Source organism: Eubacterium pyruvativorans, assembly GCF_900102225.1.
In the GTDB taxonomy this organism is placed as follows: Bacteria; Bacillota; Clostridia; order Peptostreptococcales; family Anaerovoracaceae; genus Aminicella; species Aminicella pyruvativorans.
Genome location: NZ_FNBF01000037.1, coordinates 1 through 12,490, shown reverse-complemented (window position 1 = coordinate 12,490; position 12,490 = coordinate 1). Strand labels below are relative to the sequence as shown.

At 49.1% G+C, this 12,490-nt stretch carries 11 protein-coding genes and 2 pseudogenes; 5 read left to right on the top strand and 8 right to left on the bottom strand.

Translation table 11 applies throughout. The features are described from left to right. The 3 genes and pseudogenes from BLQ24_RS10395 to BLQ24_RS09510 all read right to left on the bottom strand — a co-directional run. Positions 1-161: pseudogene (locus tag BLQ24_RS10395) on the bottom strand (IS256 family transposase); the annotation flags it as partial. Between the two features lie 144 nt (positions 162-305). Then, positions 306-443 (bottom strand): annotated as a pseudogene (locus BLQ24_RS09515) (IS256 family transposase); the annotation flags it as partial. A 178-nt stretch (positions 444-621) separates the two neighbouring features. Then, positions 622-2,067 (bottom strand): C1 family peptidase, encoded by a 1,446-nt coding sequence (locus BLQ24_RS09510; protein ID WP_090164699.1) that lies wholly within the window; start codon positions 2,065-2,067, stop codon positions 622-624. Positions 2,068-2,160: 93 nt separating this feature from the next. Between BLQ24_RS09510 and BLQ24_RS09505 the strand changes: the two genes are divergently transcribed. Next, entirely contained in the window at positions 2,161-3,012 is an 852-nt protein-coding gene (locus BLQ24_RS09505) for a fibronectin type III domain-containing protein (protein ID WP_176755919.1), read from the top strand. A gap of 90 nt (positions 3,013-3,102) precedes the next feature. Here BLQ24_RS09505 and BLQ24_RS09500 read toward each other — a convergent pair whose 3' ends face one another. Continuing rightward, complete coding sequence (locus BLQ24_RS09500) at positions 3,103-4,884, bottom strand: DNA polymerase (protein ID WP_090164697.1); 1,782 nt, start codon at positions 4,882-4,884, stop codon at positions 3,103-3,105. Positions 4,885-4,895: 11 nt separating this feature from the next. Here BLQ24_RS09500 and BLQ24_RS09495 point away from each other — a divergent pair, with 11 nt between their 5' ends. The 4 genes from BLQ24_RS09495 to BLQ24_RS09480 all read left to right on the top strand — a co-directional run bounded on the left by BLQ24_RS09495 (position 4,896) and on the right by BLQ24_RS09480 (position 10,457). Continuing rightward, on the top strand, positions 4,896-5,378 hold the full coding sequence (locus BLQ24_RS09495; RefSeq protein WP_090164696.1) for a hypothetical protein: 483 nt from the start codon (positions 4,896-4,898) through the stop codon (positions 5,376-5,378). 193 nt (positions 5,379-5,571) lie between these two features. Beyond that, complete coding sequence (locus BLQ24_RS09490) at positions 5,572-7,233, top strand: hypothetical protein (RefSeq protein ID WP_090164695.1); 1,662 nt, start codon at positions 5,572-5,574, stop codon at positions 7,231-7,233. A 212-nt stretch (positions 7,234-7,445) separates the two neighbouring features. Continuing rightward, a complete protein-coding gene (locus BLQ24_RS09485) occupies positions 7,446-7,922 on the top strand; it encodes a hypothetical protein (RefSeq protein WP_090164694.1) in 477 nt (158 codons plus the stop codon). Between the two features lie 54 nt (positions 7,923-7,976). Then, positions 7,977-10,457, top strand: coding sequence for a Cna B-type domain-containing protein (locus BLQ24_RS09480; protein ID WP_176755918.1), 2,481 nt, complete (start codon positions 7,977-7,979; stop codon positions 10,455-10,457). Between the two features lie 94 nt (positions 10,458-10,551). Here BLQ24_RS09480 and BLQ24_RS09475 read toward each other — a convergent pair whose 3' ends face one another. The 4 genes from BLQ24_RS09475 to BLQ24_RS09460 all read right to left on the bottom strand — a co-directional run. Further along, entirely contained in the window at positions 10,552-10,806 is a 255-nt protein-coding gene (locus BLQ24_RS09475) for a helix-turn-helix domain-containing protein (RefSeq protein WP_090164692.1), read from the bottom strand. Positions 10,807-10,822: 16 nt separating this feature from the next. Next, entirely contained in the window at positions 10,823-11,308 is a 486-nt protein-coding gene (locus tag BLQ24_RS09470; RefSeq protein ID WP_090164691.1) for a hypothetical protein, read from the bottom strand. Positions 11,309-11,599: 291 nt separating this feature from the next. Beyond that, complete coding sequence (locus BLQ24_RS09465) at positions 11,600-12,184, bottom strand: aldehyde dehydrogenase family protein (protein ID WP_090164690.1); 585 nt, start codon at positions 12,182-12,184, stop codon at positions 11,600-11,602. A 1-nt stretch (position 12,185) separates the two neighbouring features. Further along, the coding region (locus tag BLQ24_RS09460) for an integrase core domain-containing protein (RefSeq protein ID WP_143004288.1) at positions 12,186-12,490 on the bottom strand (305 nt) is incomplete at its 5' end.

The following is a 12,490-nucleotide window of genomic DNA, read 5'->3' as shown; positions in this document are numbered from 1 at the left end:
TCCATCATTTCTTTGATGGTTCCACCGAGAAGATCTTTCAACGCGTCCTGGATATCCTGAGCATTCTGGATATCATATTCCTGCAGCAGTCCCTGAATGATCGCTCGTTTCCCGTCCGTCATTTCCACGTGATGTACGGATTTTCTTTCTCTTTTTGCCATAAACTAAGGCCCTCCATGATTTTGATTGTATCATGAAAGGCCTCAGAAATGAGCTTTTACAGAGATTGTTTCATACTCTCTACGTGTCAAGAAATGCCCAGGGGATCTGAGTATTTCCTTGCATTTGCAGCTGGAAAATATCCTCTAGTCCGGCAGGCGGTCCGTGTACATGATCGCCAGCTCCCCACGGACTTTTTCCCAGTTCCGGATCGGCATCGTCCATTTTTTCGTGGCTTCGAAGAGTGCTTTCAGCTGGGCTTGAAAACCAGGGAATGCACTCCTCTTTCCCTGTATTCTGGTCATAGTAAAAGGCCCTAGATGAATGATTGTATCATGAAAGGCCTTCATCATCATTTTATTGTAGGCTTCCGTTCATTGTCTCTAGCCAAGGCTTTTACCCACAGACCCCGAGAGAGAATAAATTCATAGCATATTATAGTAAACACTCGAACATTTTGCACTAATTTGCATAGGCTTTAATTCTTAGATTTGTATGGCCAGACTTGCTCAAATCCTTCCACTTTTTTCCATCTTTAAGATAGCTCTGTCCTTTCTTGGAATAAGATATGTATTTTGTATCATCGCGGCTTTCGTCGTATGGAAGTGACATGTTATCATCGGTTGGTATTTTAATCTTATTTTTTGTCTTTGTTCTAAAAGTGATCACGACAGCGAAACGATCACCTTTTTTCATTGAAATGCTCTTTGGAAGGGGGATAATATGATATCCTTCATACATTGATGAGCCGCTTAAAGCTTTAACCAACATTTTTTTCCCGCTCGTCGGATTGTTGTTTTTTGGATGAATATATATTTGAATTGTGTAAGAAAGATTGCTGGAACGCTGCAAGAATCCAACGCTATTCAGTAATTCCGCTTTTTTGCACGTAAAGATGTTTGCCGTTGAAACTTTTCTGTGCCTAGCTTTCAGCGATGTGGCGCTCAACGAACCATCATATTGATAAATATTATTGTTCTGATTTCTAACAGGAGCCATTTCATAGAAAGCGACCGATGAGGTACTCAGTGACGCGTCCTCGTAAGAAATCCAAAAATATCCGTCTTCACAATATTCGGATCCTGTTCCCCAACTATTTTTACATAGCCAGGCACCGTCTTCTGATGGCTTCGCATTTCTTTTTCCTCCGAAAAGATTCCGGGAATAATTATCATCCCATCCAACAATAGCAATGGCATGACCACCGACATTTCCAAGTCTTTCTGCGATATTGTATCCAGTGTTACTCAGATAGTAGCTATTGGTCTCTTTGTTCCAATAGAAATCAGGATTATCCTGACTATCGAGATATATTTCGAACCCAGCATCAGCGGCACCATATTTCATAATGTGGGACTTCACGGCAGCGCGATTTTTCATGGACACCCAGTCGATATTACTGATAGTATATTTATTATCATGATACGTGATAAGGTTGTCGATGGAGCGGGGTGGTTTACCAGAAACAGGATGAGGAAGAATATCTTCGGTTGTAACTCCATATCCATTTGCCATGAGCTGTGTTACATAATGAGACAATCCTCCCGCATCAAGGTAAGTTCCGTTATAATAATCCACCAAAACAGTTTTGTCTTTTTCCAGTCCTGGCCTGGCAGGCGTGGCCGTATGCGAAGCATAGTAAGCAAGTTCAAACTCAGAAAGATCCTGAACTCCGTATCCCTGCTTCAGAAGATTTGACTCCATTGCAGCTGCAGCTGAAAAAGCCCAGCAATCCCCATAGTCTGTCTGATTTTTCACAGGAGTTACGAAACTGCTCCCATTTATATTTCTCAAATCGTACCGAGGAGGTATGGTTTCTGCGTTTACTGTGGTTCCTAACAAAAAAAAGGTAAGAAACATCACACTGAAAAGAATGACAATGCTGTTTATTTGCTGAATACGTTTCATAATGTCCTCCAAAAAAAGATTAATAATATTGTAACAATTTCTCTGCCGATGTACAATAATAGAACAAACTATATTGTGTTTTGGAGGGATACTATGAATGTTAGCGTAAGAAGATTGTTATTATCTGCAATGGTCGCCATGTTGATGATAATGCTCATGCCTTTTGACAGTTTAGCGATTTCAAAACCAGGAACACCAACGATATATGTCTATGCGAACAGCAATTCCTCTATTTTTATGGAATGGTCCAAGCCAAAGGGGGCAAGCGGATATCAGATATATCGTGGAGGAAGCCAGAACGGGAGTTATCGAAAAGTAAAAACTATTAATAGTGGCAAAAAAGCCTCCTGGACTTGCACTGGTTTAACAAAAGGGAAAACATATTATTTTAAGGTTCGCGCATTTAAGAAATCAAAAGGGAAAAAAGTATATGGGAAATATTCCAAGCCCGATTTAGCTCGTGCAACAAGCGATCCTTATTATGTTGAAAACATAAGAATGGATGAGAGTCGATCAAGTTTGAGCTATATTGACTGTGAATTCACCAACTGGTCTACCCATAATATCGTATTTAAAAATGACGGCGTATCCGCATTTATATTGTCCATTGCTGATTTCAATGTAGATGATGAGGATACGTATGAACCTGTGACGATCTATAGTGCGAGCAACAATGACTATTATTATCCAGATGAAGTTGTTGTGGAGCCGGGAGAATATGTAACGATTATTTTTGAGACAAATAATTATTATGTAGATTATGACCCCCAGGTATCCGCACTTATATGTGACGCAGACTTTTATGGGGATGATTATATGATAACCTTCCTTTCGGATTATACGGAGTATGGAGATGATAGTCCAGTACTGCTAGATTCCGCGAAAAAGATGAGACGAAAGAGTGCCGGAAAGCTTGTCTTTGGGGAGCAATCCAAGAAAAACTAAGCGCTGAGAGCGTAATAATGAACGACGAGACACGATAGAGGGGGCTGTTGCACGATGCAAAATGGATGTACTTCGTGCAACAGCCTTATTTCAATCTTTCTTATAAAACTCGCACTCATACACGTCTGCTCGAAGTAGCAATCCAGGCGCCCAAGGCGGCGTCCTACTCATCTGGTCGCAGATCGCCTGGACAGAAACCTCCTGGCCTGCTTCGATGATCAATTCGTCATGGACATGGGCGCAGATGAACGAGTGGGGGAGAGTACGCATGGCATAGCAGAGGATGTCGCGGGCAATAGCCTGAACGATGTTCTCCACAATCTTCGGGCCGTATGACTCGATCCGCTCCCATTTCTTCGTAGTTCCGATTCCCATGTATGTTATAGATTCCCCACCGAACCGGTTCTCTCCGATAGCAGGTTTCACGTAGGCGAGGGATCTGCCAGAGGGAAGAAGGACGAATAGCATCTGGCTTTGGTAGGAGAACTTGATTCCGTGCGTTTCCGTTGCAGTCCGTTGCTTGATGGCTGCCTTGACCGCACGGTCGACGTCCCACCAGAGTTCAACGATGTGCGGATTGGCCTGCCGCCACATATCGACGATCGGTTTGAGCTCTTCCTCTTGAAGGCCCATGTCTAGGGCGCCCATATTCTTTAGAGCACCGACGGAGCCGCCGTATCCACATGCCAAAACTGCAATCTTACCTTTCTGTCGGAGTTCGCCGTTTATACCGTGCTTCTCAACCTGAACGCCGAACATGGCGGATGCGGTAGAGCAGTAGATATCTTCGCCGTTCTTGAAGGCGTCAATCGTGTGCTGCTCTCCCGCGAGCCAAGCCAGCACTCTCGCTTCGATAGATGAAAAGTCTGCTGCAATGAACTTGCACCCCCGCCGCGGAATAAACGCCGTCCGGATGAGCTGGCTCAGGGTATTCGGAATATCATCGTAGAGAAGCTGTAAGTCCTGGTACTTGCTGTCCCGTACCAGCGCTCTCGCTTCTGCGAGGTCCGGCATGTGATTCTGCGGGAGATTCTGAAGCTGGATCAGACGGCCACTGAACCTGCCGCTCCGGTTGGCTCCGTAGAACTGAAACATCCCTCTGGCCCGGTCATCTTCACAGGCGGCGTTCTGCATTGCCTGGTACTTCTTCACCGATGACTTGGCAAGCTGTTGCCGGAGGGAGAGGACCTCCCGAATATCGCCTTTAGCGTCGTTCAGAAGTGCCGCCACAGTCCTCTTTCCGAGGGTATCTGTCTCGACGCCGTGATCCGATAGCCAGGCTTTCAACCGCGAGACAGAATTCGGATTATCGAGGCCGGTGAGATCCCGTAGCCTACCGATGAGTTCCTCTTTCGTTCTTGCGTCCAGCTCGATCGCGGACTCTACCAACTTTCGATCAATCCGGATCCCACGATCGTTGATCTCCTGATCCAGGTGGTATTCTTCCCAGACGGATTCCGGGACCGGGTACCGCGAGAGACTTTTTTGGATCTGCATCTCGACTTCTACGTCGCGCTTGTTATAGAACTTGAACCGTTCCCACTTCTCCGGCGCATCAGTAGGATGGTTACGGGTCCTTCCACCATTTGCTTTCGTTGTTTTACAAGGCATACAGAAATACCGGATCAAGTCTTTCCCTTCAGTGAGTTTCTGTTCTTCCAGACCAAGAACTGCACCGACATTCTTAAGAGACTGCGGAAGCCCCAGGTAAGCGGACCAGACCATCGAGCATAGCCAGCCTTCCGGATTCAGATAATCTCGGACATAATCTTCCGGAATGCTGTAGGACCGGAACTTCTCCGGGTACTCGCGCCTTAGATAATTCGAAGAAGAAGCTGCTTTCGGATGAAATCTATGTGCGAGCAGATGCATCTGTCGATTACATGAAGTATGCTTCGTTCGGCGTGAAGGCGAATGCGCTGTACTATGTCTGCGTCAAGAGCGGTGGAGTGTACAGCAGCGCCACCAAAACTTATTTCAATGTAGTCAAGTACGAGAGCACTGCGGTGCGCGGGAGCTTTGGGAAATCTGCGGCGAAAGCATCCAAAATGAAGCGGAACACGGACCGGTACGGTTATCTGCTTTCCAAGGGCAGCCCGAAGTATTACCGGTTTACGAAAAAGGGCAGGAGCGTGAAGATCTATCTGGACAGCATGACAGATAAGAGGATCCAGGTCACCGTCACGGCCAGGGCGAAGGGCTGCCGGACCTACAAAAGAAGGATTTCTCTGTACAATTCGGATAATGCGGACGACACGAGCAAGCGGCTGACGCTTACAACGGATAAGAGCCGCACCATTCATGTGACGATCCGGGTCAAGGGTTACGGAAACGCATCCGGTGCCTATTCGGTCAAGTGCGTGTAGACGCTGCGAATGAGAGAGGGACAAAGGGCGGCTGGATGGCCGCTCTATAATGAGGAAATGAACTGAAATGTGATTTTTTACAGCCGGTATCGCAGGGTACCGGCTTTTTTTAGTTGCATTTTCTCTATATATTGAGTACAATGGAATACATTGTTAAAGTAAAACTTAAAATATTGGAAGGAAGATATATTTGATGCGAAAGATAAAACGATGGAAAAGCACCTTCGGTGTGCTGGCCCTCGCCCTGCTGCTCACGGTCAGTTTAGCGCCAACAGCTGCGTTTGCTGAGGCGGCAGCTGGAGAGGTTGCGGGACAATCTACGGCTCCTGTAAGCACTTCTGCCTCTGATCAACAGGCGGCGGATAACCAAACAGGAAAACACTTTGAAGAACCTGCAGTAGATCCGTCAACCACTGCACCGAATAACATCGGAAAAGAAGCTCCGTCTGATGATAAACAGGGTTCGGATATTTCGTATAAGGCCAATGCATCCATTTGGGGTGTGGAATTTCCTGTTGCTGACAGCACTGCCACGATCACGCCTGAAGATGCCAATAGTGATAAGACGCTTGGCGATGTGTCTAAGGATTTTCAGTACACCGATTTTGGAAATGAAAAAGCCGGCAATCTTGTCGTGAAGGGCGACATGTCTATCGAGGGAGACACCACCAAGGATGCCGCGCATGATGTGAAGAAGGATTCAAAGCATGATATCAGGGCCGACCTGGACGTGTCGGCAATTCACACGTCCATCGAAAAGTCTGGCAGTATGCTATACGGAGGTGTTGACGCGGCGTATGTGAATCATCTGGAGACAGGCCTTCGCTCTACGTTTACGTTCGGAAGCGACCTGAACGGCGAGTTCTACATTCCTGCCTCACTGAAGGACGCACAGGCGCACTACATTCTGTCTTCTGCCGATGGGGCCCCGCTGATCTATCGGATCAACTACGCCAACTCCACCTTTGCCAAGGATAACGTCACGATCCTCATGGATCTCGACCTGACGCACATGAATGCATTCAATACTACCTATGACAAGTCTAACAAAGTGCTTTACGGTAAGGATAAGGATAGCGTCAAGGAGAACTTCAATCACACCGATGCTGAATACGGCGACACGTACGACACCAGCATCTTCGGCAATTTGCAGCAGCTGATTACCTCTTCTGCCAAGAAGATCAGCCTCGTGCTGAAGGATGTGCTGTTCCACTCGGCGACAGGAAACAGCACAACGACGGAAACCGATACGGAGACGAAAACTACTACGCAGGGAGCTGTGAACGGTACATTAGTCGGTTACATGAAGGCTGACGTGGGTCATAACAGAACCAAGGGCAATGTTTCGTACGTCTGGGGTGCCATGCAGGATGCAGAGGGCAGAGATGTCAATGCGAAGGATGATAAGGCTGATAATGTGATGCTGACCACCCAGTTCACGGAAACAACCCCGAAGAATAACCCGGATAACCCGGTTACTCCGGACGATCCGGCCACCCCGGATAACCCGGCCACCCCGGATAATCCGAGTACTCCAGACAACTCGAGTGACCCGTCCACTTCGAATAAACCGGGGAAGCCGGCTAAACCGAGCAAGCCGGTTAAACCGAGTACAACGGAGAAACCGGATCATCCAAGTAACCCGGGAGCCCCGCAGGTCCACCGTCAGCCGGAGGCGTCGAAACCGGCAGGCCATGGAACGACGGTTCGGACGGCGAGCGCAGGGACAGTGCGTAAGACAGCAGTAGTTCCTCAGACCGGGGACACAGAGAATGTTCTTCTTTGGACTGCACTGATGATCCTGGCAGCAGGAGCATGCGGCGTGACAATCGTCTATCGCAGAAAGCAGAAATAAGATTCGATTTACAGGAGAGCACGAGGAAGATCGTGCTCTTTTTTCTTTCGTGATTATGTTTGGAACCATTCGGAATAAATGTAATATTTTCCCTGAAAAGTGCTATAATGAAAATAAAAGACATTACTTGTATCAATAGTGTACGTCGCTGCAGGATGAGAGGGAAAGGAGAATGATGGTTCCGCCTCCGGAATCATCATGCGGGAAAGCTCATGAAAGGAAAAGATGAAAGGCGTTTCGGCTGGCGGAAGCTGCTGGTCATATCTCTGTCCGTCATGATGGCGGTTATGTTCATGCCGGCGAGCGCACTGGCCGGCAGCGAGACAGCATATGAGGAGCAGCTGCAGAGGCAGCTGGAATCGGAGAAGAACGTCGCTTTCGACAGTGAGAACGAGGCAAGCATCGACGGGAAGGAATATGCGACAATCGGAGAAGCTCTGGATGCAGCGAAAGCGGGAGATACCGTCACGCTGCTCCGGGATGTAAACAGGGATTTCGAGATTGCTGCATTTAGCGAAACCGATACGACGAAAGTTGTTCGTGACATCGGCAGGGGCGGAATCGAGATTCCGTCGGGAAAGGATATTACCCTGAATCTGAATGCGCATCAGGTAATGAAAAGCAGCGGGGAAGAGTATGCGTATTCGATCAAGGTGGATTCCGGAAGCACAGTTCGGATCGTGAACTAGCCGACGGAAGAAAGAAGGAAAAAGCTGGATTCGATTGGTGGCAGCGACATTCAATTGACGCAAAGAGAACAGAATGGGAGAGCGGTACTAACTTCCGGCATTGTGAATAACGGAAGTGTGGCGCTGGATCAGTCCTCAGGGGAAATTAAGGTGAACAACTCAGGCGTATTCTATAACAGCGGATCGCTGCACTTCCAGGGGGACTTCTGTTCGGGGAATCCTTATAATAAGTTTACGCTGAAGATTGTAGAGCAGACAAAGGATGCGGAGGTGTCGTTCGGAGACGGGTTCAACGCAGATGGACTGGAGTTTCAGCTTCCGAAGGAAGTGTTGAATCAGTTGAATGCCGGAACACGGGAGGATGATTATCTCCTTGCCAGGGGCGGCGATGCGGCATTCAAGCTGCTGGAAAATGATAAACACTACCATGTGCAGGGGTTGGATAACAGCAAAGTTTCATTAGAAAAAAAAGACGGGGACAGGATTGTGCTGTGCTGCCAGAAAGCGGTTGTTTACCTCGACCCGGAGAATGGAAAGGATGAAAATGACGGCACATCGGCGGATAACGCTGTTCAGACGCTGGACAAGGCGCTGGAGTTATACAATCAGACAGACGGACTTGCGGAAATTCATGTGCTGAATACGGTCAGCCTGACCTCCGACCTTTCGCCTTCTGTAAAGAAAACGGATTCCAATGCCGAGGGCAGTAATCAGGAAAGCAGACCAATTCGGTTCGTCCGGGACACCTCCGACACCTCCGACGCCTCCTTCCGCGGGGCGCTGTTCGATATTTCCGGAAAGGAAACGAATGTAACGCTTTCCAACGTCACGATCGACGGAAAGTACCGGCCTGCGGCGGCTCCGCTGATCCGGGTTTCCGACGGAGGAAGCCTGACATTGGAGGAGGGTGCAGTTCTGAAGAATAATGCGAATTGCGCCAATGGAATCGCCCGCGGCGGAGCGATTTATGCAGAGGGGCTGAAGACGACCGTCCATATGAACGGCGGAACGATTGAATCTTGCAGCGCTGTGTGGGGCGGCGGAATCTTCCTGCGCAACGCTTCGTTCATCATGGACGGGGGAGTAATCTCGGGTAATACCACTTCAGACGTTCAGGATCAGCGCGGCACCGGCGGCGGTGTCTGCATCGCTTATAACGGAACGATGAAGATGACCGGCGGAACAATCTCCGGAAATACCGCCAGGAACGGCGGCGGTGTCTCCGCCGGCGTGGATCGGACGGCTGTCTTGGAGGATACAAAGGAGAAGCACCTTGCGTTCACGATGACCGGAGGCACTATTTCAGGAAATATAGCTACCAAAGAAGGCAGCGGGGCACCGAATGTCAACGGCGGAGGGCTCTATGTGGCATGCCGGAATGTGGCCAAGATCGACGCCGGAACCATTTCCGGTAATCGTGTCGATAATTCGATGGGATTCGCAGGCGGCGGCATCTATGTCAATGGCGGTAATGCGGCAGAGAAGGATGATAACGGAATTCCGTATTCCAACGGGAAACTGATAGCGAAGAATGTGTATTTCAGTGGAAACAGGGACGGCGGAGATGGGGCGGCGTTGGCGCTCTGCCCGACCTCCCATCTGCAGCTTCATTACGATGGCAATGTGGTCATCGATCCTGCCGGAGGAGATACGCCGGATCTGTTCATTCAGTTTACGGAAATCGGACCACATGTACCGTCGATAGATGAGAACGGCGACCGGTATGTCAGTTACTTTTTGTCCTCCGTCATGCAGGACGGATCGTCGTACGGCTGGACAGAAAGAGACGGAAGAACGTTTGAAACGGATACCGATGCGAAACTGAAGAAGGATGAACTGCATCTCATCGCCCATCCGGCAGCAGGAGATGTGCGCCGGAATGAGGCTTCGTGCAGTGTCCGGATTACCGGGAATTCTACAGGGCAGAAGGGCGGCGGCATTGCATCGAACGGAGATCTTTCCTTCGGATCGAAGCCGACTCCGCCGGCTCCGACGCCGGCCGCTTCGTACCGTCATGTCACGGTTCAGAAGGAATGGACGCTGGATGACGGTAAGATGCGTCCGGATTCGGTTCAGGTGCAGCTGATGCGGAACGGCGTAGCGTACGGCAGTCCGGTTACGCTGAATGACGGGAACAATTGGACGTTCACATGGAGTAATCTGGAGAAGGACGAAAGCCAGTGGACGGTAAACGAGGTTCTGGCTCCGGAGGGATTCAGGGCGTCCCAGCGGGTGACGGAAGAGGGGGACGGCCTCCGGGTTGTGATCACGAATGATGATCAGCCGGAGAAACCGGATCAGCCGACGAATCCCGACAAGCCAGCAAAACCGTCGAAGCCGTCGAAACCGTCGAAGCCGTCGAAACCGTCGAAACCTGCCAGGCCGGCCGGTCCGAATTCACCGGGGAAGATGAATACTGCGGGAACACCGAGAACCGGGGACGAGGCACGGGTCGGAATGTGGCTGATCCTGTTCGGCGGAGCGGCGGCGCTTCTGGCCGTTGCAGCCATGCTGAAGAGGAAAGTGAATAAATAATCTGCTGAAGAGGCACGCCGATCAGCGGAGCGTATGCTGGTGGATACAAGAGGGCGGACGGGATTTCCCGTCCGCCTGTTTTAGTTATGCTCCCCTATGCATCGCTCTGGGACGATTCGTTTTCGGAAGGACCAGGGCCATTCTGCTCCTCTGTCATGCTCAGCAATTCTCCCGGCTGGCAGCGCAGGTAACGGCAGATGCTCTCCAAAGTGGAGAAGCGGATCGCCCGGGCGTGGTTGTTCTTCAGTACCGACAGATTCGCCGGCGTTATGCCGATGGCATCGGACAGCTCCCGGAGAGTAACCCCGTTTTTTTCCAGAAGTTTGTCCAGATTCACCTGGATAGCCATGTGTTCTCCTTTCCCTTCAGATCGTCAGCCGGGAGTCTTCTTCGTATGCTGCGTACACCTCCAGGAACCGGGAGATGGAGTACATGAGGAAGGCGCCGAAGATGAAGACGATGAACTGCAGGGTGATTTCCAGGTTGAAGATCTGGAAGAGCCCGGTTTTCATGCCGTCGGCAGAGGCATATACCAGTTCCCACAGGGACAAAAAGAGGAAGATGTGTCCTGACGTCCGAAACGTGCTGCGGCAGGCCCGTGCCCGGAACTCCTTCGGATCCGACGGCAGGAGAAGGATCCGAATCAGAATGACGGCGATTCCTGCCACCATGCTGAGCAGATAAAAGAAATGGAGCATCTCCACGGCGGACGGGTCCGCCGCACCCAGAAGCCGGACTCCCTGTACAATCAGCCCGGGGATTCCAGCCAGGATCATCAGCACCGTCAGAATCGTTGTCAGACTTCCGATCATCCCCGGCATGCGGTTCTCTTTGTGAATAATCTGTTTCATGACAATCACCTCACTACCTTGGAACATTGACACGAGCATATCGAAAAACGATATGTTTCTTGCTGACATCATACACCGGGGCATATCGATAATCAATATGTTTTCGGAAGATTTTTGGAAAAAGGGTGAGCGTGCTGTCATGCCTGGTGTGCTCTGTTTCTTGATGAATCCGGGCTGGGACATTGAGAAGGCCCTTGCTGATGCGAAGAGGAATCTGGCGACGGTGTAAATGCATATTGAAGAGAAATGTACATTAATCAGTAGAGTGCAGGGAAAATATCTCCCTGCACTTTAGATAAAGATTGACTTTGTTTCTAAATATTCTTCGAAGCCCTCAATACCTCCTTCTCGCCCAATACCCGATTGTTTATATCCTCCAAATGGCATACTAATGTTATATGGAGCTCCATTTACATGCACATTTCCTGCCTGCATTTTTCTTGCAATCTGTTCAGCTTCTGCTTGTTCCCCAAATACGGCACCATCCAGGCCATATTCTAAGGAATTCGCTATTTGGAGTGCTTCTGCTTCTGTTTCGTAAAGAATGACGGTCAATACAGGTCCGAAAATCTCTTCTTTGGCTATTTTCATCTCAGCAGATGCACCTATTATTGCGGTTGGTTTGATATACCAACCGCGTTCGGGTATTTCATTCTTTGAAGAAATAATTGTCATTTGTTCGTCACGCGCAGCAGTGATGTATGCGTTGATTTTATCATATGCCTGTTTGCTGACAACAGGGCCGATATCTGTTGCGGGGTTTTTCGGGTTTCCAACCTTGTAGCTGTTTATAATCTGAACAAGATAATTTTCGATTTCTTCCTTCTTTTCTTTCGGAATGTACTGGTCAAGTAAAATTGTAATAAAGCAACTCATTTTATGCTACTTTTGCTGGTGGTATCCCGCCGTTATGAGAGTGTGGTCTTTGATTATTGTACCAGCCATACGCATATGCATTCACTTCAACGAATAGGCTCTCTTCAGTTGAAAACTTCCTGAGATAGATCAGCTCTGACTTTAGTGTATTAAAATACCTCTCCATTGGAGCGTTGTCATATGGACAACCTGGTCTGCTCATACTTTGAATGATCCCATGTTCTTTGCAGAAATCTGTAAACTCTTTTGACGTGAACTGGCTCCCGCGATCGCTGTGCAGGATCATTCCTGTTTTACCGCCAGATC

What these genes read in the sequence shown, in the direction of transcription:
- BLQ24_RS09470 (WP_090164691.1), bottom strand. Translation starts at nt 11,308, where the DNA reads ATGAAACAGATTATTCACAAAGAGAACCGCATGCCGGGGATGATCGGA.
- BLQ24_RS09510 (WP_090164699.1), bottom strand. Translation starts at nt 2,067, where the DNA reads ATGAAACGTATTCAGCAAATAAACAGCATTGTCATTCTTTTCAGTGTG.
- BLQ24_RS09485 (WP_090164694.1), top strand. Translation starts at nt 7,446, where the DNA reads ATGAAAGGAAAAGATGAAAGGCGTTTCGGCTGGCGGAAGCTGCTGGTC.
- BLQ24_RS09505 (WP_176755919.1), top strand. Translation starts at nt 2,161, where the DNA reads ATGAATGTTAGCGTAAGAAGATTGTTATTATCTGCAATGGTCGCCATG.
- BLQ24_RS09495 (WP_090164696.1), top strand. Translation starts at nt 4,896, where the DNA reads ATGAAGTATGCTTCGTTCGGCGTGAAGGCGAATGCGCTGTACTATGTC.
- BLQ24_RS09500 (WP_090164697.1), bottom strand. Translation starts at nt 4,884, where the DNA reads ATGCATCTGCTCGCACATAGATTTCATCCGAAAGCAGCTTCTTCTTCG.
- BLQ24_RS09490 (WP_090164695.1), top strand. Translation starts at nt 5,572, where the DNA reads ATGCGAAAGATAAAACGATGGAAAAGCACCTTCGGTGTGCTGGCCCTC.
- BLQ24_RS09465 (WP_090164690.1), bottom strand. Translation starts at nt 12,184, where the DNA reads ATGAGTTGCTTTATTACAATTTTACTTGACCAGTACATTCCGAAAGAA.
- BLQ24_RS09475 (WP_090164692.1), bottom strand. Translation starts at nt 10,806, where the DNA reads ATGGCTATCCAGGTGAATCTGGACAAACTTCTGGAAAAAAACGGGGTT.